Origin of the sequence: Saccharothrix hoggarensis (assembly GCF_042678885.1) — a bacterium.
GTDB classification, from domain to species: domain Bacteria; phylum Actinomycetota; class Actinomycetes; order Mycobacteriales; family Pseudonocardiaceae; genus Actinosynnema; species Actinosynnema hoggarensis.
In genome coordinates this window covers 1-21591 of the sequence record NZ_JBHTLK010000051.1, presented here as the reverse complement: position 1 = coordinate 21591, position 21591 = coordinate 1, and the positions used below count along the sequence as shown (strand labels likewise).

Below are 21591 nucleotides of genomic sequence, written 5' to 3'. Positions count from 1 at the left end.
GGGGAGACACCTATGGACACGAGCCAACTGCTCAAGGGGGTGCTGGACCTCGCCGTCCTCGCGGTACTGCGCAAGGAGGACGGGTACGGCTACGACGTGCTGCGCAGGCTCCGCCAGGGCGGTCTGGACGGCGTCGGCGACGCGTCGGTCTACGGCACCCTGCGCCGGCTCTACAACGCCGGCCTGCTCACGTCGTACGTCGTGCCGAGCGAAGAGGGCCCGCACCGGAAGTACTACAGCCTCAACGAGCCCGGCCGCGCGCGGCTGCTCGAATCGGGCCAGACGTGGAAGTCGTTCGCGAAGACGCTCGACGGGTTGTTGGGGGAGGTCGCATGAACACGCAGGCGAACACCGAGGTGCGGGACTACCTGGATCGGATGCGCGAGGCGCTGTCCGACCTGCCCGCCGCCGAGGTGGGCGAGATCATGGACGACGCCGGGGCGCACGTCGTCGAGGTGGCCGAGGAGATGGGCGAGGACTTCACGCCCGAGGCCCTGATCGGCCGGCTCGGCACGCCCCGGGCGTACGCGCGGGAACTGCGCGCGGCGGCCGGCTACCCGTCCCCGACCGAGGCGGGCCCGGCGGAAGCCCGGCCCACGGGCGTCGCGCGGTTCGCGTTCTGGAGCCTGGTCGTCGGCACCGTCGTGGCGTTCGGCTTCGCGTTCAGCCGCGGTGACGGCGAGGAACTCGTCCTGCTCGTCTGCCTGGCCCTGGCCGCCGCGGCGCTGCTGGTGTTCCGGCAGCCGTCGCTGCTGCCCGAGGTCGCCCGGCTGCCCGAGGCCGCGGCGCTGGCGGACGCGCTCCGGAAGCTCGAGCAGGCCGACACGCGGGGCGTGCTCCGCTCCCTGCGCACCTTCCAGCCCCTGTGGTGGATCGGCCGTTCCCTGCTCATCGCGTGGGCCGGCGTGCTCGTGGGCCGGCTGTCGTCGATGCTCGTGGTCAGCCTCGCGCTCGCCGCCCTCGCGCTGGTGTCCGGCCCGAAGGCGAGGACCGACCGCCGGTGGCTGTGGATCAGCGTGCCGGCGACCGGGTTGGCGCTGGGCGTCCTGCTGCTCCTCGCCGGCGCGCTGGTGGACCGGATGACCTACCGCGACGCCGAGCCGGTCTCCTACTCCCGGCCGACGCCCGTGCCGGCCAACGTGTACGTGTTCGACAAGGACGGCAAGCCGGTCACTGACGTGTACCTCTACGACGAGAACGGCCAGCCGCTCGAACAGCCCTGGTACGGCTGCGACGAGAGCCGTCACGACAACCGCTACCCGAAGCCCCGGGTCGTGCACGACGAGACCGGGTGCCACGAGGTCCCCGGCGTCCCGTTCGCGGTGGTCATGCCGACCACGCCGGCTCCGACGCCGTCCGTGTCACCGCTGCCGACCACCTCGCTGCCGACCACCTCGCCGTCGACGACCTCGCTGCCGTCGCCCCCGGCGTCGCCCAGCCCGGCGCCGTCGACGGTGACCACGACGGCGCCGACGACCCCCACCGGCTGATCCCCCGATCCGAGGGCGCGGAGACGACCGACCCGCGCCCTCGGACACCCGTCGGCGATCAGAAGCGCGCGCCCACGTCCGCCCCGTTGGCCGGCCGCAGGAAGGTGGACGACGGGATCGAGCCGTCTGCGGCGCGCGGCCCCGTGATCGTGCCGGGGTCCGTGCTCGCGAACGACCACGTGCCGCCGAGGTTCCACGAGTTGCCGCTGCCGGTGGAGGTCGAGCCGAGCGACACGTCCGTGCCGTTGGCCGCCGCCAGGTTCTTCGTCAGCGTGCTGGACGACCGGTTGACGTTGAACCCGGTGCCCGGGTTGTCCCACGCGGTGCTGCGCTCGATCCGGTGCCGGCCGGGGTTGTTGTTGTCGATGAAGCCGCCGACCGCGTTGTCCCACGTCATGCTGTTGCGGACGGTGTGGTCGGCCGCCACGCCGTTGCCGCCCAGCTTGAACCCGTTGCCGTCACCGGTGAAGTTCGGCAGGTTCCAGCGGTTGAAGCCGTTGCCCCAGGCCAGGCTGCTCTCCAGCAGGATCGGCGAGGAGAACATCCAGTAGTCGAGCCCGTCGTCGGAGTTGTTCCACAACCGCGCGCCGCGCACGACGTTGCCGCTGCCCGAGCCCTCCTTGATCGCCAGGCCGTCGGCGCTCTCGCCGTTCTTGCGCGGGTCGCGGTTGCCGTGGGCGTCCAGGTTGAGGATCAGGTTGTTGCCCGACGCGCCCTGCAGGTGCAGGCCCGACTCGTAGTTGTCGCGCGTGACGAGCCGCTCGAACACGGTGTTGTTGACGTCCACGCCGAACACGCCGTACGGGCCGCGGACGATCTCCAGGCCGATCAGCCGCCAGTGGTCGCCCTCGATGTGGACGGCGCCGCGCTCGGCCCGCGGGATGCTCGACCCCACGGCGCCCGGCGTGTGCGGCATGTTCTCGCCGTCGATGACCACCTTCTCGCCGTTGTGGTTGCGCAAGGTGATCGGCCGGGTCGCGGTGCCGTTCTTCAGCAGCTGGATGTTCGTGGCGGGCGCGTACGTGCCGCCGCGGACGTGGATCGTGTGCCCGGGCTGGGCCAGGTCGACGGCGCGCTGGATCGTGCGGAGCGGCGCGGCCAACGTCCCGGGGTTGCCGTCTTCGCCGTTGGGCGCCACGTACAGCGCGTCGGCCGGTGGTGGCGTGCCGTCCTGCGTGAAGTCCAGGTAGTCGACGTTGGGCAGGCCGGCCGAGGTGGTGGGGCTCAGCCGGACCGCGCTCGTGCCGGACGGCACCGTGACGGCGACGGTCTTCGACACCCACGTCGACCACGCGCCCGTCGGCTCGAACTCCACCGACTGCGCGGCGGCGCCGTTGACGAGGACGGTGGCGGGCCGGTTCGTCGTGCCGCCGTTGGCGAACCGGACCACGACCGTCGCGGCGCCCGCCGCCGACGCGGTGACGGTGAACTGCGCGTGCGCGCCGACGGCGTTGTCCGCGTTGCAGAACCCCGTGCCCGAGAAGCCGGGCCAGTTGCCGTCGATCGTGCCCGTGCAGACCGCCGGCGCGGTCTCGGCCTCGTGGTGGGTGGTCGCCGCGCCCGCCGCGGGCCCCGGCACGCCGAGCGCCGCGACGGCCGCCAGCGCGGTGGCGGCCACAAGGGGTTTCACTCTCATCGTGTTTCTCCCGTGATGGGTGCGGCGGCGGCCGACGGATCTCTCCGGCGAGATCCGAAGCACGTTAACGCACCGCTTCCGAAAGGCGCAATGCTGTCGTTCGCGAACCCGTTCGGATTCACAATCATGAACACGGGAAATAGGCGCGCCGACGCGAACCCGCAGAACCACGACCAGCCCCTTGATCAGCCACGATGGCCCTGACCTCGCCATTCGACACATTCGACGCATTCGACAACCGCCCGGCCGGACACCGCCCCGCGGACTTCGTCGTTGACCCCGCGTCGCGGACCTCCTAGCCTTTCCCGGAAGACGGGCGTTTTCCACCCGCCCAGGAGTCGCATTCACATCGGTGAACCCGATCGGTTCCACCGTTTCCGCCGCGCACCAAAGGCCCGCACCGGGCCCTCTCCCTCGCCGGAAAAGCACCGAGAAGTGGAGTCGTCGTCACCATGACCGAACCGGAGCAGCCCACCTCCACCCGGGCCTCACGACCACGCGGCACGCGCCGAGCCCTCCTCGCCGCGGCCGCAGCGGGCGCGCTCGCCGTCACCCTCGCCGCCTGGCCGCACGCCACTCCCGCCGAGGCCGCCGTCGGCGCCGGGACCTACACCGTGAAGAACGCCTCCAGCGGCCACTGCCTCGACGCCCCGGACGCGACCCCCGGCACGCAGCTCCGCCAGCAGGCCTGCGCCGGCGGCGCGGACCAGAAGTGGACCCTCACCGCGGTCTCCGGCGGCTACCGCCTCACGTCCGCCGCCAACGACCTGTGCGTCGGCGTGCAGGCCGCGTCCACCAGCGCGGGCAAGCCGATCCAGCAGGAGACGTGCACCGGCGCGGCGAGCCAGACGTGGACGGTCACGGCGAGCGGCGCCCACTACCGCCTGATCAACGTCAACGGCGGCAAGTGCATGAACACCAAGGACAACTCCACCGCGGTCGGCGCCCTCGTCCAGACGAACTCGTGCGACAGCACCGCCACCAAGCAGTGGACCCTCACCCCCGCCGACAACGGGACGACGACCACCACGACGACGAGCACGACCACCAGCACCAGCACGACGACGTCCACCACGACCACCACCACCCAGCCGCCCAGCTCGGCGCTGCACGTCTCGCCGAACGGCACCGACAGCGCGGCGGGGACGGAGTCGGCGCCGACCACGCTGACGTCGGCGATCAGCCGGATCACCCCCGGCGGCACGATCCTCCTGCGCGGCGGCACGTACCGCTTCACGCAGACGGTCACCATCCCGGCGGGGACCAACGGCACGGCCGCCGACCGCACCGAGCTGTTCGCCTACCCGGGCGAGACCCCGGTGCTGAACTTCTCGGCGCAGACCGAGGACCCGGCCAACCGCGGCCTGGCCGTCAACGGCTCGTACTGGCACGTGCGCGGCATCGTCGTCGAGCGCGCCGGCGACAACGGCATCTTCGTGGGCGGCAGCAACAACATCCTCGAACGCACCGTGACCCGCTTCAACCGGGACACGGGCCTGCAGCTGTCGCGGATGCTGTCCACCACGCCGAAGGACCAGTGGCCCGCCAACAACCTCATCCTGAGCGCCGAGTCGCACGACAACGCCGACTCCGACGGCGAGGACGCGGACGGCTTCGCCGCCAAGCTCACCACCGGCCCCGGCAACGTCTTCCGCTACGCCGTGGCGCACAACAACATCGACGACGGCTGGGACCTCTACACCAAGACCGACACCGGCCCCATCGGCGCGGTCACCATCGAGGACTCCCTGGCCTACGAGAACGGCACCCTGAGCAACGGCGGCCAGGCCGGCAACGGCGACCGCAACGGCTACAAGCTCGGCGGCGAGGACATCCCGGTCAACCACGTGATCCGGCGCAACATCGCTTACGACAACGGCAAGCACGGCTTCACCTACAACCGCAACCCCGGCGCGATGACCGTCTCGGACAACATCAGCATCGACAACACCGAGCGCAACTTCACCTTCGAGGCCGGCACGTCGGTGTTCCGGGGCAACACGTCCTGCCGCAGCGGCAGCGGCGCCAACGACAAGACGGTCGGCAACGTCGACGGCACGAACCAGTTCTGGACCGGCGTCAACGGCTCCCGCTGCGCGAACTACGCCGGCGCCCTGGCCTGGTCCTACGCCTCGGACGGCCGCCTGGTCGTCACGTTCGGGGGCCGTGCGGTCCGCTAGCCACCCGGCGTTCCCCACCACCGATCGCCCGCCGACCTCGCACCAGGGGTCGGCGGGCGATCGCGCGTCACGGCGGCGGAGTTGACCCGAGGGATGTCACTCAACCATCATTGACTCAATGTCCACTGACTGGTCTTCCGACACCGTCGCCCGAGCGCGGGTGCACGCGGCACTGGGCGAGCCCGCCCGGCTGGCCGTGGTGGAGCTGCTGGTGCTCGGCGACGCGTCGCCCGGCGAGGTCGGCCGGGCGCTCGGGCTGCCCAGCAACCTGCTCGCGCACCACGTCAAGCTGCTGGAACAGGCGGGCGTGGTGGAGCGGTCGCGGTCGGAGGGCGACCACCGGCGCACCTACCTGCGCCTGCGCACGTCCGCGCTCACCGACCTGGTGCCCAGCGGACTCCGCCAGGCGCCGCGCGTGGTGTTCGTGTGCAGCCACAACTCGGCCCGCTCGCAGTTGGCCGCCGCCCTGTGGAAGCGGCGCAGCACCGTGCCGACAGCGAGCGCGGGCACCCGTCCCGCCGAACGCGTGCACCCGCTGGCCGTCGCCACCGCCCGCGCGCACGGCCTGTCGCTGACCCGCGCCCGCACCCACCACCTCGACGACGTGCTGAACCCCGACGACCTGGTGGTCGCGGTGTGCGACAGCGCGCACGAGGAACTCGGCGCCGACCACGGGGACCGCCTGCACTGGTCCGTCCCCGACCCGGCCGCGGTCGGCACCGAGGACGCCTTCCACACCGCCTACCGCGACCTGGCCGACCGGGTGAACCGCCTGGCCCCGGCCGTACACCCCGCCTCCGACGCCGGCACCCCCGCCTCCGGCACCACGGCCGTACGCCCCGCCGCCGTCACCACCGCCGTCACCAGCGCTTCCGAGGGAGCCTGAATGCCCCGCCCGCTCCCCCACCGGCTGCTGGCCGAGTACCTCGGCAGCCTCCTGCTTGCCGCCCTGGTGATCGGCTCCGGCATCGCCGCCCAACGCCTGTCCCCCGACGACGTCGGCCTCCAACTGCTGGAGAACGCGGCCGCCACCGCCGTCGGCCTCTACGCGCTCATCCTGGTCTTCGGCCCGGTCAGCGGCGCGCACCTCAACCCCGCCGTCTCCCTGGCCGACGCCGTCCTGGGCGGACTGCCCTGGCGTGACGTCCCCGCCTACGCCCTCGCCCAGGTGCTGGGCTGCGTCACCGGCGCGGTGCTGGCCAACACCATGTTCGACACGGCGCCGATCAGCGTCAGCACGACGGAACGGGCCACCGCCGCCCACGGCGTCTCCGAGGTGGTGGCGACCGCCGGCCTGCTGCTGGTGATCTTCTCGCTGGTCCGGTCGAACCGGGCCGCGCTGGTCCCGTCCGCCGTCGGCGCCTACATCGGGGCCGCGTACTTCTTCACCAGCTCCACCAGCTTCGCCAACCCCGCCATCACCGTCGGCCGCGTCTTCAGCGACACGTTCGCGGGCATCGCCCCCACCTCCGTGCCGGTGTACGTGCTGGCACAGCTCGTCGGCGTCGCGGTGGCCGTCCCGCTGCTGCGCGTGCTCCACCCGAACCCGGTCGCCACCACCGCACCCGTCACCGAAGGACAACCCCGTTGAACGCCAAGCCCGAAGTCCTGTTCGTCTGCGTCCACAACGCCGGCCGCTCCCAGATGGCCGCCGCGCTCCTCCAGCACTACGCGCTCGGACGCGTCACCGTCCGCTCGGCCGGTTCCGCCCCCGCCGACAGGGTGAACCCGGCCGCCGCCGAGGCGCTGGCCGAGCTGGGCCTCGACATCACCGCCGAGGTGCCGTCCAAGCTCACCACCGAGGACGTCGAGGCCTCCGACGTCGTCATCACCATGGGGTGCGGCGACACGTGCCCCGTCTTCCCCGGCAAGCGCTACCTCGACTGGGACCTCGAAGACCCGGCCGGCCAGGGCGTCGACGCGGTCCGCCCCATCCGCGACGACATCGACCGCCGCGTCCGCGCCCTGCTCGGCGAGCTCCTCGACCAGCCCGCGTAGCCCGTTCACAACGCCAGGCGCGGCCAGGAATTGGTGTCTCGCAACAACTTCCGGTCGTGCGTCGCGAGCACGACCGCGGCCGGCGTGGACCCGAGCGCGGCGGTCAGCTCGTCGACGAGCGCGGCCGACAGGTGGTTGGTCGGCTCGTCCAGCAGCAGCACGTGCGGGCGGGCGGCCAACACCCCGGCGAGGTCCAGTCGCCGCCGCGCCCCCACCGACAGCTCCGCCACCGGCCGGTGCGCGTCGTACGCGTCCACCAGCCCCAGCTCGGCCAGCGCGGGTCCGGGCACGCCCGACCGCGCCACCCGCTCGTCGTAGAACTCCACCGCCGTGCGCCGGCCCACCGGCTCCGACTCCTGGCGCAGGTACCCGACCCGCACCGACCGCGCCCGGGTGACCGTGCCCGCGGTCGGCTCCAGCTCACCGGCCAACACCGCCAGCAACGTCGACTTGCCCGCGCCGTTGCGGCCCGTCACCACCAGCCGGTCGCCGGAGTCCAGCGCCACGTCCGCGGGCGTCACGAGCCTGCCCGCCACCGTCGCGCCCTCGGCCCGCAGCACCGCCGTGCCGCCGTCCCGCGGGAGTTCCGGCATGGCGAACCCGGTCGGCGGCGGCGCGACCGCGCCGCCGAGGGCCGCCAACGCCTCCAGCCGCCGGTGCACGGCCCGGACCAGGCCCGGCGCACGGGTGGCACGCGTGTGCCTGCCGTGCCCCTTGGCCGGCCTCCAGTTGTCGCGCAACCGGTTCCGCGCCGCGGACAGGTCGTCGGCGAGCCGTTCCCGCTCGGCGACCTGCTCGGCGTGCAGGGCCTCCCAGCGGGCACGTTCGGCGCGGCGGGCTTCGACGTGACCGCGGTAGCCGCCGCCGTGCACGCGCGGCCGGCCGTCGCTGGACGGGTCGAGGTCGACCACCGTCGTGGCGACGTCGGCGAGCAGCGCCCGGTCGTGGCTGACCAGCACCACCACGCCGGGGTGGGCGCGGAGCCGTTCGGTCAGGTGGTCCAGCCCGCTCGCGTCGAGGTGGTTGGTCGGCTCGTCCAGCAGCAGCACGGGGTGCCCGGCGCCGAGCAGGCAGGCGAGCCGGACGCGGTGGCGCTGCCCGACCGAGAGCGTGCCGAGCGGGCAGGCGCGGTCGTCGGCGGCGTTCAGCGCGGCCAGCGACACCTCCACCCGCCGGTCGGCGTCCCACGCGTCGAGCGCCTCGGCCTCCGCGAGCGCGGCGGCGTAGGCGTCACCCGCGTCGGGACGCCCGTCGGTCAGCGCCTGCGCGGCGTGCTCCAAGCGGGCCTGGGCGGCACGCACGGCGGTCAGCTCCAGGTCGATCAGGTCGCCGACGGTGTCCACGGGCGGGATCTGCTGGTCGGCGACACCGACCGACCCGGCGCGGACCACGTCGCCGCGGTCGACGGGCAGGTCACCGGCGAGCACCCGCAACAGGGTGGTCTTGCCCCGGCCGTTCTCGCCGACCACGGCGACCCGGTCACCGGCGGCGGCGACGAGGTCGACCCCGGCGAGCACGGGCCGTCCGCCGAACGAGACGTGTACGCCCGACATGCGGACGTGAGCCGTGCGCACGCGCGCCGGCGACAGAGAGGACGACATGAGGGCTTGCCTCCACGAGAAGTGATGAGCGGAAAGGACGAAGTCCGGAACCGCGGTCCGCGGTGCCGGTGGAGGCGTCGTCCTCTCAGAGGAAGAACAGGTGCTGCATCACGTCACCAGGCTAGGACAACCCGGCCCCACCACGCACCGCGATTTCACCCACCCGGGCAGGGGCCGTCGCCGACGCGAACCCGCCGCTCCGCCCACTCCGGCGACCGATCAGGAATCAAGAAGCACTGGTCACCGGCCCGCACCTAGCGTTGTCGACATGACCTCCATCGACACCGTCACCCTCGACGTGGCCGACCCCGCCGCCGCCGAACGCTTCTACACCGCCGCGTTCGGGCTCGGCGCCCTGCTGCGCCTGCGTGCCTCCCAGGAACCCACCACGGGCTTCCGCGGGTTCACCCTGTCGCTCGGCGTGTCCCAGCCCGCCGACGTCGACGCCCTCGTCACCGCCGCCGTGGACGCCGGCGCGACCGTGCTCAAGCCCGCCGCGAAGTCGCTGTGGGGCTACGGCGGCGTCGTCCAGGCCCCGGACGGCACGATCTGGAAGGTCGCCACCTCGGCGAAGAAGGACACCGCGCCGCCGTCGAAGCGGGTTGACGCCGTCGTGCTCCTGCTGGGCGTCGCCGACGTGGCCGCGAGCAAGCGCTTCTACGTCGACCAGGGCCTCACCGTCGCCAAGAGCTTCGGCCGCAGGTACGTCGAGTTCGCCACGGGCCCCGTCACGCTCGCCCTCTACCGCCGCCGCGCCCTCGCCAAGGACCTCGGCGTATCCCCCGACGGCGCAGGCTCCCACCGCATCACGATCGCCGGCCCGGCCTTCACCGACCCCGACGGCTTCACCTGGGAACCCACCGCGATGGCGAACCTGTCCTGACCTCGCCACAATCCCACTTCACGACTCCGGAAAGGACTCCACGATGGCCCGCAAGACCAGCACCCACGAGGGCTTCACGGCCGAGGAACGCGCCGCCGTGAAGGACCACGCGCAAGAGCTGAAGAAGGAGGCACGCCGGGGGTCGCGCGCCGACAAGGCGGCGGAGGCCGAGCGCGACCTGCTCGCGAAGATCGCCGAGATGCCGGACGCCGACCGGGTCCTGGCCGAAGGGGTCCACGCCATCGTCAAGGAGAACGCGCCGATGCTGGCGCCGAAGCTCTGGTACGGGATGCCCGCGTACGCGCTGGACGGCAAGGTCGTCTGCTTCTTCCAGAGCGCCGACAAGTTCAAGGCCCGCTACGCCACGTTCGGCTTCAACGACACCGCGAAGCTGGACGACGGCGCGATGTGGGCTACGTCGTTCGCCCTGACCAAGATCACCCCAGAGATCGAAAAGCGCCTCACCGCCCTGGTGCGCCAAGCCGTGGCCTAACCACCTGTCATCAGCCCTCGCTGCCCCATCGAAGGCACCACCCCGCACCCACTGCAATCACGGCCCACCGTCACCAGTGCCCGACCTCATCGAGATCCAGCGGCAACGCGGACTGCAACACGAAGTAGGCGCGCCCCACCTCCTCCGCAGAAGCACGCCTCAACCGCCGCAAGTCACCCCGATGCACGTGCAAGGTGTGCCGCCGAACCGAACTGCCCACCGGCCGAACTCCCGCGAACTCCACCTGCGACACCACGAGGTTGCACACCACCACCCCGTCACCGATCTCGTCCCCGACCTGGAGCCAGATGAACGCCGACTCGTTGACGACGTAATCCAAGCCGTCCCGCCAAGCCCGCCCGGCATACCCCCGCGCCTTCGCCCTCTCACGCAACAAAACCAACCGTTCCCACGTCAACGGCCGCAAATCGGGCTCCCGAACACGCCCCAACCCCACCGCCCACCACCGAATCCCCACGCCCACCCCATTCGCACTCACAGCCACCAAGACTCAATCGTGCAGGCTCATGCCCATGATCGATGAATGAGACAACGTCAGCTCTTGGTGCCGTTGCGCGTGCTGGTTAGAGCGACCCGGCTACGGACGTCCGGCTCCCCACCAGCACGGCAGGGGCCGCCGTGAACCTGACGTCGGTGCCCTCTCCCGTCACCGTGACCGATACCCGGTCCCCCACCGGTACCTGCTCCACCCTGGTGGGCAACTGGTGGCTCCAGCCGCGCACCTCCACGTCGTCGACCACGGCGAACCTGAGGTGGAACCGCACCCAGTCATGCTCGGGTGGCGCCTCCCAGCTCCGACGGGTGGCTTCGTCCAGCGGTCCTTCGAAGGACGCGGTGATCGCTTGGTCGCGTTCGTCCCAGTGCAGGGCGTAGAGCTCGAACGCCGACAGGTCAGATGCGCTCATGGTAGGTGTCGATCTCCGGTCCGGGTACTGCCGTGTACAGCCGCTGGTCCAGCCTGCTCGTGAACTCGTGCGGCCCGTCGTCCACCTCGTACGGAGGCGAGTTGTGGGCGCTGATCTTGCCGAAGCGGAACTGCTCGGCACACGTCAGCGTCAGGCGCAACGCCTCGCCGGTCACCGACACGGCCAGCCTCGCCCTCGGCCGTTCCGCGAACTCGACCGACACAGTGGCCAGGAGCACCGCGCCGCCGGACAACCGGACGTCATCGACCGCCAGGAATCCCAGGTGCGCCTGCACGCGGCGGTAGCCGGGCACGTCCGAGGCGACCGGCAGGTCGACGCGCAGCGTGCAGCCCGGGCCTCGGCGCTCGAACCGAATCGACCGCAACACCAGGCCGGTCAAGTCCAGTCCCTGCGGGTAGAACCGGGCGAGCGACTCTTGGTCATTAGGCAGGAGTCGGTCTGCGAGGGTGATCAGTGCTGCGGATAGGTCAGATTGCGACGGCTCCTGAGGTACTGGCATGACGTACTCCCCATGCGAGTGTGAGCAGCGTCCAAGCGGACAGGTCCTTGCCCGCCAACCGTGCCCAGAGACGGGCGGACTCCGGTTCGGTTCCGGGCCAGGTTCGCCTGGTCGGTAGGCGGTCCGCCCAGGTGCGCACCGCCAGATCGGCGTACGGGTACAACGCGTAGTCGTTGGTGAGATCGGCGACGGTCGCACCCGCGGTCCACGGAACCTGTTGGCGCAGGCGTCCTGCACCGTGGCGTCGGGCACGGGCAGGTGGCGGGGCACACGGTACGCGGCGCGTCCCGGTCGGTGGTCAGTTGGACCGCTTCATCGATCATCGCGGGGGTGGCGCGGCTCCGGCAGTCGATCACGCTCTGAAGCAGCGTCCTACCGCATGAGTGACGACTTCGCCTGACAGCGGAACCCTCGCTCTGCCATCATCGCCTACCGGCTGGAGGAGCAAGGGGAACACGCGGAGTCATGGCCGAAGAAGCGGGCGGCATGCGGGCCGAAGCGGGCAAGCGGATCAACTTCGTAGCCGAGACGCCCGGCAAAGCTCTGTACAGCGGTACTACCACGATGGCGATTCAGGCTCCCGCCAACGCCGGAAATGGTGCCTACGGCTGCGCCGCATCGCGTCGGCGTGTTGATCCCCTCATGAGGAGGGCTTGATGACCGACCCCCACCGGATGATCGAAGATTACGAGAGCCGCACGTCCGCCCTCCTGGAGCGGGCAGAGGAAGCCAAGGCGAGGATCGCCGAGCTGACCGGTTCCGCCACCAGTTCCGACGGCGCGGTGAGCGTGAGCGTCAGCGCGGGCGGCGCCCTGATGAGCCTGTCGTTCGGTTCGAAGGCCGACGACATGCCGAAGGAACGCCTGGCCGCACTGGTGGTGTCCACGGCCAAGCGCGCCCAGGCCCAGGCCGTCGACCGGATCGCCACGATCATGGCACCGGTGATCGGCGACAACAGCGACGCGATGCGTTTCGTCCAAGAGCAGATCCCGCCGATCGAGGTCCCCGACGAGCACACCCGGGAGCCACAATCGCAGCGGCAGTTCGTGGTGAACGAGGAACAGCAGGACGCGGCGGTGACTCGGCAGACGCCACCTGTCCGGCCGGTGCGCCGTCCGGTCGAGGACGACGACACCGATTACGACCAACGCGGCCCGTTCAAGAAGGACGGTGGTTGGTGATGTCCGACGGGTACCAGGTCGACCTCGCGGTGCTCGAAGCGCACGAGCGCGAGCTCAAGGCACTCGTCGCAGGACTCCCCGACGCGGCGGACGCGGCGTCCGACTACGTCGGCAACGTGCAGGCGTGGGGCGTCGTCGGCCAGTTCTTCGCCATGGTCATGAAGAACTGGACGGACGACGCGAGCGAGTACGTCGGCAAGGTCAAAGAAGCGGGTGGCGCCGTGGTCGAGCGTTTCGCCGGCATGCGCCAGAGCTACGCGGACCAGGAGGAGTCGATGGCGCAGGTGTTCCGGGAGCTGCGTGAGGGCTTGGACGGAGCGAAGCCGTGACCGACGGGGAATCGAAGAACATCACGGAGCTGAACCCGCTCAACGCGACCGAGGGGTTCAAGGCCGAGGACCTCGCCGGGTTCTCCAACTTCGACAGCCCAACCCAGGCGTGGGACGCCTCCGGCATCTTCGGCAGCGCCGCCAACACGATCTACGACGGCGTCAAGGGTGACTGGGGCGCCGTCGCCGGTGACCTCGCCGCAGTCGGCATGGACCTCCTCGGGTTCGTGACCAACCCGCTGGGCAGCCTGCTGTCCGCGGGCATCGGCTGGCTCATCGAGCACATCGGGTTCCTCAAGGAAGGTCTCGACCTGCTCGCTGGCGACCCGGACGCCGTGAACGCGATGGCGACGACCTGGAGCAACATCGCCGAGCGCATGCGGGAGACCTCCGAGAAGTACTCCGACACCCTCGACACGCTGAGCGGTTTGCAGGGCGCGGCGATCGACGGCTACCGCAAGGCCGTGCAGGACTTCTCGAACGTGGTCGCGGGTGGCGCCGACCACGCCACCTCCGCCGCCCGGGCCATGACGGTGGCCGCGTCGGCCGTCGGTGTCGTGCGCGGCGCGGTCCGGGACACCATCGCGACGTTCGTGTCCAACGCGATCATCAAGTTCGCGGCGGCGACCGCGCTGGCACCGGTCACGTTCGGCGCGTCCCAGGCGGCGTTCATCGCCGACACCGTCGCGCAGGGCGCGATCACGGCAGGCAAGAACGCCAAGAAGATCAGCAAGGTGGTCAAGCAGCTCGAGAAGGTCGCCGACGATGCCAAGAATTCGCGGAACATCCTCAAGGGCACGACCAAGAACCTCGAGAAGACCGTCACGAATTACAACCGCGACGCCGCGAAACACGCCAACCAGGCCCTGAACATGGCGAAGAAGGCACAGGCGGGCAAGCTCGACGCAGGCGACGCCAAGCGGTTGGAGGCGCTCGGCGAGCAGGGCGAGAAACTGAAAGGCGACAAGAAGGACGCGATCGACTCGCTGGCAGGCACGCGCAACGACAACCTCCGCGAACGCATGGGCACCGACGCCCCCCGGCTGGACAACGCCGGCGACATGCTCGAACGAGAGATGTCCATCGGACCAGGTCGGCCGGAGTTCAGCCTCCCGAACTACCCCAAGATCCTCGGCAACGCGGCGGTCCAGGAGTGGAGCGACCAGACCCACCGCGAAGCCGATGCCCAGGCCAAACAGGACGTGAAGGACGAAGCCTGGCGCAAGCACTGGGAGGAGCAGCACGGGGACGCGGGTCGGACAGACCCGTTCCAGCGCATGGAAGGCGAGCTGTGATCGAGGTGCTCGCGCGCAGGACGGCCGGACTGGTCCTGGCCGCCCTCGGCGCAGTCGTACCGGTCGTCGCCTACACGCGCCTTGACGCGTGGGACGCCGAACTCGCGGGCCGAGCCGATCCGTCCTCGACCGGGCTGGTCGACATGCTGGTGGGCGGCATCGGCATCTGGGGGATCATCGGCACCGGACTGTGGTGGCATCGGCACCGGACGACGATGTGGGCGATCTGGACCCGCTGGGCGGCATTTCCGGGTCTGTCCCTCGCGGTCTTCACCTGCCTGTCCATCGCGTCAAGAAGAAACTCGCCGATCGCGCTCGCGATCGGCGCGGGGTTGACCGCGGCCTGCTGGGGGTTGAGCGAGGCCGTACGGTTCGTCATGACCCGCCCCGTCACGGACGGGTTGATCGCGTCGAGGCTGGAGATCCCGTTCCGCGTCAGGGGTCTCAAGGCGCGGTTGTGCGTTCGGCACGACAGGCTCGTGCTGGACAGCTTGGGCTCACGCCGGAAGCGGTCACGTGACGCGGTCGCGGTGCCGTGGCAGGCGCTTCGGTCCATCGAACTGGTTGACGTCGAGCAGGAGACGGTCTGCCGGGTGCTGGTGTTCTCCGGCCTGCCGGAGGCGAACACACGCGAGTTCGACGTGACTGCCGGTCCCGCGCTGCACATCCTCGGCACCGCACGTGAACTGCTCGTGCCGGTCACGAACGAGGTCGGACGCGCCGTCCTGCGCGCGGTCGAGGCCCGATCAGCCGGCGTGGAAGTCGACGAGGGCGAACTCACCGAGGACGAGTGGCGGCGGAGAAGCGGTGTCCGGAGAACCAACGCGCTCACCCACCTCCAGCGCCGCGCCGGCGTCCACTACCGCACCGACTACCGGCCCTACCGCCTGATCCCCGTGGCGGGCTTCCTCCTGATGCCACTCTTCGCCTTGTCGGGCATGACACTGTCGCTGGTCACGGGATCGAAGAATTGGCAGGAACAGTTCTACGTCGTGGACGGGGCGGTGAACCCCTGGAACGTCGCGATCCTCGCTACTGCCTCGATCGGGTTCCTGTACGTCCTGTACCGCTTGGTGGTGAAGAGCTTCCTGAGCTTCATGCAGGGGCAGGATTACATCGAGGCGTACCCCGAACCCCCTGCCCGAGCGAAGACCGGGACCGTGCCGCGCTCCGGCAAGCGCAAGAAGCGATGACCTGGGTCGGGCCCACAAGCCCTGCCCGCTGATAGTCGTCCAAGGCCGTCGCGGGGGACGCACCGGAACCAGACATCGACAACCGCTGCGACCACCGAAACGTCACTCACAGGTCTCTCTGCCGAGTTGACGAGACCTGGAGCACACAGCTGACAACCTTCGCGCGGCGCACGCTCCTGCTCCAGATTTGCTCCAGATCGGCAGGGCCAGTCCACAGTGGTCGGAAAAGCAAGATCGCCCGCCACCTGCATTACCGCAGGTCAGCGGGCGATTCGTATGCGATATTCGATTGTGGAGCTGAGGGGACTCGAACCCCTGACCCTCACACTGCCAGTGTGATGCGCTACCAGCTGCGCCACAGCCCCTTGCCTGCACGTTTCCCGGCGGTTGGGGCCGCCGTTCTCGTGTGGCAATACCGTACAACACGGCCCCGCCGGCGACGAAATCGGGGGTCCCCTGCGGCATACGGGCTGCTAGACGGGGTGCGGGGCTACTTCACGAGGTTGGTGAGCCAGTCGTCGCCGTCCCAGTCGACGACCTCGCCGTCCTTCATCACGGTGGGGGTGCCGGCGAACTTCCCGGTCGCCTTCACGGCGTCCAGGTCGGACTGCGCCTCGGCCTCGTGCGCGCCGCTCTCGACGCACTGCTTGAACCCCTCGCCGGTGATCCCGAGGTCGGCGCCGAGCTTCACCAGCTCCGCCTTGGTGTGCCCCGGACCGCCTTCGTCCGGCTGCTCGGCGAACAGAACCTCGTGGTACTCCCAGAACTTGCCCTCGTCGGCCGCGCACAGCGCCGCGTTCGCCGCGTCGCGCGAGTAGCCCTCGGGCGACGAGTACCGGATCAGGAACGGCAGCACGTGGTACTTGACCTTGAGCGTGCCGGCCTCGATCTCACGCTTGATCTGGTCGCCGTACGCCTTCTTGAAGCTGCCGCACGCGGGGCAGAGGAAGTCCTCGTAGACGTCGATGGTGGCCTTGGCGCCGTCCTTGCCGACGACCACGACACCGCCCTCGCGAACGATCGGCGCGGACACTCCGGTGACCCCGGGCGGCACGGTCAGCGCGTCGTCCTCGCCCGACTTGGACCAGATCACCCCGCCGACCACGACCAGGGCGAGCACCAGGACGACCACCACACCGATCACGATCTTGGTCCGGTCGCCGGACGTCGCCCGTGCCGCGGTCACCGACTTCGCCGCCCGCTGCGCCTGCTTCTTCTTCCGAGCGTTGCGCTCCGCGCCACCCACGTCGCTCAATCCTTCCCGCTCAACGTCGCCCGCACGCTACCGAGCGATGCTGAGCGGAACCTGAGTGGCGACGGGAGGCGTCACGCGTCCGGTTGACGCGGCCTGCCGGCCACCCGCTCGCCGACCGGCACCTCGGGGCCTTCGTCGAGGCAGCCGGACTCGCCGGCCACGTCGGACGCGACGTGCGTGTCGTCCGCCCGCGGCAGGGTCTCGGGCGAGAAGAGCCAGAACACGAGCGCCACCGCGGCCATCGCACCCGTCAGGGTGAACGCGGCCTGGTACGAGAACTGGTCGACGAGCACGCCGGCGAGCAGCGGGCCGATGATGGCGCCGCAGTCGGCGGCCATCTGGAACCCGGCGAGCACCGGGCCGCCCCTGGCCTTGGTCCCGATCACGTCGGCCACGACGGCGTTCTGCGGGGGGTTGAGCAGGCCCGCGCCGATGCCCGCGACGAGCGACGCCACCATGAACATCGGCACGTTGCCGCTGAAACCCAGCCAGACCGTGCCGATCGCGGACACGGCGAGGCCGGCGATGGCGACGGGCTTGCGGCCGATGGAGTCGGACAGCTTCCCGGAGATCATCAGCACGGCGGCGTTGCCGGCCGCGAACACCGACAGCGAGATGCCCGCGATGGCGGGTGTGCTGCGCAGCGCCTCTACCACGAACAGCGGCACCAACGAGATCCGCACGCCGAACACCGCCCAGCCGTTGGCGAACCCGGAGGCCAGCGCCGCCCGGTACGCCGACAGCCGCACGGCTGTGCGCATCGACATGAACGCGTTCTCGTTCGAGCTGTCCAACGCGGCGAGCGTGGACTTGCGCAGGTACCACCAGACGACCAGGGCCGCCACCACCAGGGCCACCGCGTAGGTCACGAACGGGACCTGGATGGAGATCTCCACGAGCGCCGCGCCGACGATGGGTCCGCCGATGTTGCCGAGCAGGAAGCCGGTGGCCCAGAGCCCGGACGCCCGGCCGCGCATGGGCGCAGGGGTGATCCGGATGAGCAGGCCGACGGCGGCGACGGTGAACATGGTGGAGCCGATGCCCGCGAACGACCGGAACACGATGAGCTGCCAGTACGCGGTCGCGAAGCCGCACGCGCCGGTGCCGACGGCCACGATGAGGATGCCGACGATGTAAACCCACGTCTCGCCGAACCGGTTGACGAGGCGGCCGCTCATCGGCGCGAACAGGAGCCTGACCAGCGCGAACGCGCTGACGACGGCGGACACGGCGAACGTGCCGACGTCGAAGCTCTTGGCGTAGGCGGGCAGGACGGGCGCGACGATGCCGAACCCGAGGGCGATGATGAAGCTCGCCACGACGAGGACCCACACCTCGCCGGGCAGCCGGGGCTTGGACTTCACGTCGGACCCGGTCCCCAGCACTGTGCGCCCCTTCCGATCTCCGTTAGCTGTGCTAAGGATATGCGGTACGGCAACTAAATACTCAATCGAGCAGCTCGTCGACCCTGCGCGCGTATGCCGTCACCGGATAACAAACGTCGAAGCCGCACGCTTCCACGAACCGCTCGCCCGCGCCGCCCTCGGCCACGTGCGAGGCCACCAGCAGCGCGCCGGCCTCCCGCAACTCGGCCACCACGCCCAGCACCAGCGCCTTGCCCAACCCGCGCCGACGACGGGCCGGCCGCACGACCGCGTGCTCCACCAACCCGACCCGGCGCTCGCCGAACCCGGACGCGAACCCGCCGATCCGGTCGCCGTCGTCCACCACGACGAACACGCACCGCGGGTCGTCCAACCGCTGCCCGAGGTGCCGCAGCAGCCGCGCGGCGTCCACCCCCAGGTCGTCGGCCAGCAGCTCGGCGATGCCTTCGAGGTCCGTGTCCCGCGCGGGCCGCACGAGCGGCGACGTCCGCACCTCGCCCCGGTGCACGACGGCCAGCGACTCCTCCACGGCGTGCCAGCCGGTGTCGTCCGCGATGCCCTCGATCTCGGCCACCGTCGTCGGCGACGCGTACACCACGGCCTCGGCCCGCCCCACGTCGGCGAACGTCTGCTCCAGCCGCATCAGCGTGCCCGCGACCTCGGCGGACGACCCGTACACGGCGCACGCGTGGTTGCCGCCGGGCAGCGGGTTGTCCCGGTTCACCACGACCTGGGCCACGCCGACGCGGCCGACCTTGCCGTACCGGACGGCGCCGGACGCGAGCCGGGTCGTCTCCACCAGCCCGGCCAGCTCACGGGCCCGGTACGGGTCGAGCAGCTCGGGGTCGTCGGGGTCGCGCAGCGGGTCAACCACGGTCTCAGCCTCGCACGTCCCGGCCCTTCCACTTCGTCGTGCCGCGCAGGGCCTGCCACGCCGCCTCCAACGACATCGCGCCGAACGTGGCGTAGGCCAGCGGCGCGAGCACGGCGGCGGACCGCGGCTGCCGGGTACGGCGCAGGAACGCCCACTGCGCGACGGACTGCGCGAGCCACGTCAGCATCCCGAGCTTGGACCCGCGCAGCGCGCTCACCACCGGCACGACCCCGTACGCGAGGTGCGCGAGCCCGGTCGAGCCGAGCGACAGGAACGCGCTCGCGGGCCCCTTCGCGTACAGCGCCATCCCGGCGACCATGCTCTTGCGCATCGACGTCCACGTGTCGCCGAACGTGTCCAACCCGTACGTGACCAGCGAGTCCGACCCGTCGACGTACCGCGTCCGGCCGCCGGTGTCGCGAACCAGGGTGGCGAAGCCGACGTCGTCCGCGCGCGACCCCGCGATCGCCGCCCAGCCGCCCGCCCGCTCGTACGCGGCGCGGCTGACCAGGATGCAGTGGCCGACGGCGAGCGCCATGCCACGCCGCCCGTCGGTGGTCGTCGTCTCGAACAGCAGTTGGTTGACCGGCGGCAGCAGCAGCCACCAGCCGACGCTCGGCCCGCTCGCCCGGCCCGACGTGGACACCAGGTCCACCCCGTCGCGGCGCGCGCTCGCCAGCAGCCGGCCGACCAGGTCGGGCGCGGCCTCGGTGTCGGCGTCCACGAACAGCATCCAGTCGGTGTCGACGTCGGCGCTGCCGAGGTGCAGCGCGTGCACCTTGCCCGCCCAGCCGGACGGCGGTCCCGCGCTGACCACCAGCCGCACCCGCGGGTCCTCGGCCTCGTGCCGCCGCACGACCTCGGCCGTGCGGTCGGTCGACCCGTCGTCCACCACCACGATCCGCAGGTCGGCGTGCTCCTGCTTGCGCAGCCCCGTGAGGCAGCGGTCGATGACGCGCTCCTCGTCGCGCGCGGGCACGACCACCGTGACGGGCCCGGCGTCCACCGCGGTCGTCGGGAGGCGCTTGACCTCGCCCCACACCTTGATCGTCGCGGCCGCGCGGGCAAGGGCCACCGTCGCGCCGAGGACACCCCATTTCCCCATGCGTCCACAATGGCACAGGCCGGTGGGGCGACACTGGCTCACCGTGGACCTGCCGAACCTGCCGAACCTGCCGATCCGCCCGCTGCTCGGCGAGATCGCGGCCACGCTGACCGCGCACGGCTCGGCGGTGCTGGTGGCGCCGCCCGGAACGGGCAAGACGACGTTGGTGCCGCTGGCGCTGGACGGTCGCGTGGTCGTCGCCGAGCCCCGCCGCCTGGCCGCCCGCGCCGCCGCCGCGCGCATGGCGAGCCTGCTCGGCGAACCGGTCGGGCGGACCGTCGGCTACGCGGTGCGCGGCGACCGCAAGACGTCCAGGGACACCCGGATCGAGGTCGTCACGTCGGGCCTGCTGGTGCGGCGGTTGCAGCACGACCCGGAGCTGGCGGGCGTCGGCACGGTGCTGCTGGACGAGTGCCACGAGCGTCACCTCGACGCGGACCTCCTGCTCGCGCTGCTCCTCGACGCGCGGGCCGGGCTGCGACCGGACCTCAGGCTCCTGGCCACGTCCGCGACCGTCGCGGCGGACCGCCTGGCGCACCTGCTCGGCGACGCGCCGGTGATCCGCGTGGACGCGCGCACGTTCCCGGTGGACGTCGCGCACACCCCGCCCGCGCGCGGCGAACGGGTCGAGACCACCGTAGCCCGCGCCGTCCGCCAAGCGTTGTCCGAAGTGGACGGTGACGTGCTCGCGTTCCTGCCCGGCGTGGCGGAGATCCGGCGCGTGGCCTCGCTGGTCGGCGACGACGTGGACGTGCTGCCGCTGCACGGCCGCCTCACCGCCACGGCGCAGGACGACGCGCTGCGGCCCGGTCGCCGGCGACGGGTCGTGTTGTCCACCGCGATCGCCGAGTCCAGCCTGACCGTGCCCGGCGTGCGGGCGGTGGTGGACTCGGGCCTGTCCCGCGTGCCCCGCGTCGACCACCGGCGCGGCCTGTCCGGGCTCGCGACGGTCCGCGTCAGCGCGGCCGTGGCCGACCAGCGCACGGGTCGCGCCGCACGTGAGGCGCCGGGCCGCGTCTACCGCTGCTGGCCCGCGCACGAGCACAGCACGTTGCCGCGCTACCCGGAGCCGGAGATCCGCACCGCCGACCTGACCCGGCTGGCGCTGGAACTGGCGTGCTGGGGCGTGCCGGACGGGTCGGGGCTCGCCTGGTGGGACGCCCCGCCGCAGGGCGCGCTGGACGCGGGCCGATCCGTGCGGCGCGCGCTGGGCGCGCTGGACCGGAACGGCGCCGCGACCGACCGCG

General features: G+C 71.3%; 22 protein-coding genes and 1 tRNA gene. 13 read left to right on the top strand and 10 right to left on the bottom strand.

From position 1 onward, the window contains the following. Window positions 1–12: 12 nt before the first annotated feature. Window positions 13–336 (top strand): PadR family transcriptional regulator, encoded by a 324-nt coding sequence (locus ACFQ3T_RS12525; protein ID WP_380723414.1) that lies wholly within the window; start codon window positions 13–15, stop codon window positions 334–336. Further along, the gene (locus ACFQ3T_RS12520) at window positions 333–1490 is read left to right on the top strand and encodes a DUF1700 domain-containing protein (protein WP_380723413.1); all 1158 of its coding nucleotides are present in this window, start codon (window positions 333–335) and stop codon (window positions 1488–1490) included. Before ACFQ3T_RS12525 ends, ACFQ3T_RS12520 begins: the two co-directional genes overlap by 4 nt. 58 nt (window positions 1491–1548) lie before the next feature. Here the strand turns inward: ACFQ3T_RS12520 and ACFQ3T_RS12515 are convergent, their stop codons facing one another. Next, window positions 1549–3126, bottom strand: coding sequence for a right-handed parallel beta-helix repeat-containing protein (locus ACFQ3T_RS12515; protein WP_380723412.1), 1578 nt, complete (start codon window positions 3124–3126; stop codon window positions 1549–1551). Window positions 3127–3578: 452 nt separating this feature from the next. Between ACFQ3T_RS12515 and ACFQ3T_RS12510 the strand changes: the two genes are divergently transcribed. The 4 genes from ACFQ3T_RS12510 to ACFQ3T_RS12495 all read left to right on the top strand — a co-directional run bounded on the left by ACFQ3T_RS12510 (window position 3579) and on the right by ACFQ3T_RS12495 (window position 7304). Next, a complete protein-coding gene (locus ACFQ3T_RS12510; protein WP_380723411.1) occupies window positions 3579–5306 on the top strand; it encodes an RICIN domain-containing protein in 1728 nt (575 codons plus the stop codon). Window positions 5307–5424: 118 nt separating this feature from the next. Next, on the top strand, window positions 5425–6192 hold the full coding sequence (locus ACFQ3T_RS12505) for an arsenate reductase/protein-tyrosine-phosphatase family protein (RefSeq protein ID WP_380723410.1): 768 nt from the start codon (window positions 5425–5427) through the stop codon (window positions 6190–6192). Continuing rightward, on the top strand, window positions 6193–6897 hold the full coding sequence (locus tag ACFQ3T_RS12500; protein WP_380723409.1) for an MIP/aquaporin family protein: 705 nt from the start codon (window positions 6193–6195) through the stop codon (window positions 6895–6897). It abuts the gene before it with no gap. Then, window positions 6894–7304, top strand: a complete 411-nt coding sequence (locus tag ACFQ3T_RS12495; RefSeq protein WP_380723408.1) for an arsenate-mycothiol transferase ArsC — start codon at window positions 6894–6896, stop codon at window positions 7302–7304. The genes ACFQ3T_RS12500 and ACFQ3T_RS12495 overlap by 4 nt, the downstream gene beginning before the upstream one ends. 5 nt (window positions 7305–7309) lie before the next feature. On the opposite strand, the gene ACFQ3T_RS12490 is transcribed toward ACFQ3T_RS12495, so the two are convergent. Beyond that, window positions 7310–8905, bottom strand: a complete 1596-nt coding sequence (locus ACFQ3T_RS12490) for an ABC-F family ATP-binding cassette domain-containing protein (protein WP_380723407.1) — start codon at window positions 8903–8905, stop codon at window positions 7310–7312. Between the two features lie 268 nt (window positions 8906–9173). Between ACFQ3T_RS12490 and ACFQ3T_RS12485 the strand changes: the two genes are divergently transcribed. Then, window positions 9174–9788 (top strand): glyoxalase, encoded by a 615-nt coding sequence (locus ACFQ3T_RS12485; protein ID WP_380723406.1) that lies wholly within the window; start codon window positions 9174–9176, stop codon window positions 9786–9788. 43 nt (window positions 9789–9831) lie between these two features. Next, window positions 9832–10281, top strand: coding sequence for an iron chaperone (locus ACFQ3T_RS12480; RefSeq protein WP_380723405.1), 450 nt, complete (start codon window positions 9832–9834; stop codon window positions 10279–10281). A 70-nt stretch (window positions 10282–10351) separates the two neighbouring features. Here the strand turns inward: ACFQ3T_RS12480 and ACFQ3T_RS12475 are convergent, their stop codons facing one another. From ACFQ3T_RS12475 to ACFQ3T_RS12465, 3 genes are all read right to left on the bottom strand, one after another. Then, a complete protein-coding gene (locus ACFQ3T_RS12475; protein WP_380723404.1) occupies window positions 10352–10738 on the bottom strand; it encodes a hypothetical protein in 387 nt (128 codons plus the stop codon). A gap of 127 nt (window positions 10739–10865) precedes the next feature. Beyond that, window positions 10866–11207, bottom strand: coding sequence for a hypothetical protein (locus ACFQ3T_RS12470; protein WP_380723403.1), 342 nt, complete (start codon window positions 11205–11207; stop codon window positions 10866–10868). Next, window positions 11194–11607 (bottom strand): hypothetical protein, encoded by a 414-nt coding sequence (locus ACFQ3T_RS12465; protein ID WP_380723402.1) that lies wholly within the window; start codon window positions 11605–11607, stop codon window positions 11194–11196. Before ACFQ3T_RS12465 ends, ACFQ3T_RS12470 begins: the two co-directional genes overlap by 14 nt. Before the next feature lie 776 nt (window positions 11608–12383). Between ACFQ3T_RS12465 and ACFQ3T_RS12460 the strand changes: the two genes are divergently transcribed. From ACFQ3T_RS12460 to ACFQ3T_RS12445, 4 genes are read left to right on the top strand one after another with little or no spacing between them, the layout of a single operon-like run. Then, window positions 12384–12908 (top strand): YbaB/EbfC family nucleoid-associated protein, encoded by a 525-nt coding sequence (locus tag ACFQ3T_RS12460; RefSeq protein WP_380723401.1) that lies wholly within the window; start codon window positions 12384–12386, stop codon window positions 12906–12908. Next, on the top strand, window positions 12908–13237 hold the full coding sequence (locus ACFQ3T_RS12455; protein WP_380723400.1) for a hypothetical protein: 330 nt from the start codon (window positions 12908–12910) through the stop codon (window positions 13235–13237). Before ACFQ3T_RS12460 ends, ACFQ3T_RS12455 begins: the two co-directional genes overlap by 1 nt. Beyond that, window positions 13234–14532 carry a hypothetical protein gene (locus tag ACFQ3T_RS12450; protein ID WP_380723399.1) on the top strand — a complete coding sequence of 433 codons (1299 nt, stop codon included), beginning with the start codon at window positions 13234–13236 and terminating at the stop codon, window positions 14530–14532. Before ACFQ3T_RS12455 ends, ACFQ3T_RS12450 begins: the two co-directional genes overlap by 4 nt. Further along, complete coding sequence (locus ACFQ3T_RS12445; RefSeq protein ID WP_380723398.1) at window positions 14529–15725, top strand: hypothetical protein; 1197 nt, start codon at window positions 14529–14531, stop codon at window positions 15723–15725. Before ACFQ3T_RS12450 ends, ACFQ3T_RS12445 begins: the two co-directional genes overlap by 4 nt. 292 nt (window positions 15726–16017) lie before the next feature. Here the strand turns inward: ACFQ3T_RS12445 and ACFQ3T_RS12440 are convergent. The 5 genes from ACFQ3T_RS12440 to ACFQ3T_RS12420 all read right to left on the bottom strand — a co-directional run bounded on the left by ACFQ3T_RS12440 (window position 16018) and on the right by ACFQ3T_RS12420 (window position 20344). After that, window positions 16018–16090, bottom strand: a tRNA-Ala gene (locus ACFQ3T_RS12440). 125 nt (window positions 16091–16215) lie between these two features. After that, window positions 16216–16971: a DsbA family protein gene (locus ACFQ3T_RS12435; protein WP_380723397.1), complete on the bottom strand. Its 756-nt coding sequence runs from the start codon at window positions 16969–16971 to the stop codon at window positions 16216–16218. A gap of 80 nt (window positions 16972–17051) precedes the next feature. Next, entirely contained in the window at window positions 17052–18365 is a 1314-nt protein-coding gene (locus ACFQ3T_RS12430) for an MFS transporter (RefSeq protein WP_380723396.1), read from the bottom strand. A gap of 61 nt (window positions 18366–18426) precedes the next feature. Then, the gene (locus tag ACFQ3T_RS12425; protein WP_380723395.1) at window positions 18427–19239 is read right to left on the bottom strand and encodes a GNAT family N-acetyltransferase; all 813 of its coding nucleotides are present in this window, start codon (window positions 19237–19239) and stop codon (window positions 18427–18429) included. Between the two features lie 4 nt (window positions 19240–19243). Further along, entirely contained in the window at window positions 19244–20344 is a 1101-nt protein-coding gene (locus ACFQ3T_RS12420; RefSeq protein ID WP_380723394.1) for a glycosyltransferase, read from the bottom strand. Between the two features lie 22 nt (window positions 20345–20366). Between ACFQ3T_RS12420 and ACFQ3T_RS12415 the strand changes: the two genes are divergently transcribed. Further along, the coding region (locus tag ACFQ3T_RS12415) for a helicase-related protein (protein ID WP_380723393.1) at window positions 20367–21591 on the top strand (1225 nt) is incomplete at its 3' end.

What these genes read in the sequence shown, in the direction of transcription:
- ACFQ3T_RS12470 (WP_380723403.1), bottom strand. Translation starts at nt 11,207, where the DNA reads ATGAGCGCATCTGACCTGTCGGCGTTCGAGCTCTACGCCCTGCACTGG.
- ACFQ3T_RS12490 (WP_380723407.1), bottom strand. Translation starts at nt 8,905, where the DNA reads ATGTCGTCCTCTCTGTCGCCGGCGCGCGTGCGCACGGCTCACGTCCGC.
- ACFQ3T_RS12480 (WP_380723405.1), top strand. Translation starts at nt 9,832, where the DNA reads ATGGCCCGCAAGACCAGCACCCACGAGGGCTTCACGGCCGAGGAACGC.
- ACFQ3T_RS12525 (WP_380723414.1), top strand. Translation starts at nt 13, where the DNA reads ATGGACACGAGCCAACTGCTCAAGGGGGTGCTGGACCTCGCCGTCCTC.
- ACFQ3T_RS12485 (WP_380723406.1), top strand. Translation starts at nt 9,174, where the DNA reads ATGACCTCCATCGACACCGTCACCCTCGACGTGGCCGACCCCGCCGCC.
- ACFQ3T_RS12505 (WP_380723410.1), top strand. Translation starts at nt 5,425, where the DNA reads ATGTCCACTGACTGGTCTTCCGACACCGTCGCCCGAGCGCGGGTGCAC.
- ACFQ3T_RS12460 (WP_380723401.1), top strand. Translation starts at nt 12,384, where the DNA reads ATGACCGACCCCCACCGGATGATCGAAGATTACGAGAGCCGCACGTCC.
- ACFQ3T_RS12500 (WP_380723409.1), top strand. Translation starts at nt 6,193, where the DNA reads ATGCCCCGCCCGCTCCCCCACCGGCTGCTGGCCGAGTACCTCGGCAGC.
- ACFQ3T_RS12455 (WP_380723400.1), top strand. Translation starts at nt 12,908, where the DNA reads ATGTCCGACGGGTACCAGGTCGACCTCGCGGTGCTCGAAGCGCACGAG.
- ACFQ3T_RS12515 (WP_380723412.1), bottom strand. Translation starts at nt 3,126, where the DNA reads ATGAGAGTGAAACCCCTTGTGGCCGCCACCGCGCTGGCGGCCGTCGCG.
- ACFQ3T_RS12510 (WP_380723411.1), top strand. Translation starts at nt 3,579, where the DNA reads ATGACCGAACCGGAGCAGCCCACCTCCACCCGGGCCTCACGACCACGC.
- ACFQ3T_RS12520 (WP_380723413.1), top strand. Translation starts at nt 333, where the DNA reads ATGAACACGCAGGCGAACACCGAGGTGCGGGACTACCTGGATCGGATG.
- ACFQ3T_RS12420 (WP_380723394.1), bottom strand. Translation starts at nt 20,344, where the DNA reads ATGGGGAAATGGGGTGTCCTCGGCGCGACGGTGGCCCTTGCCCGCGCG.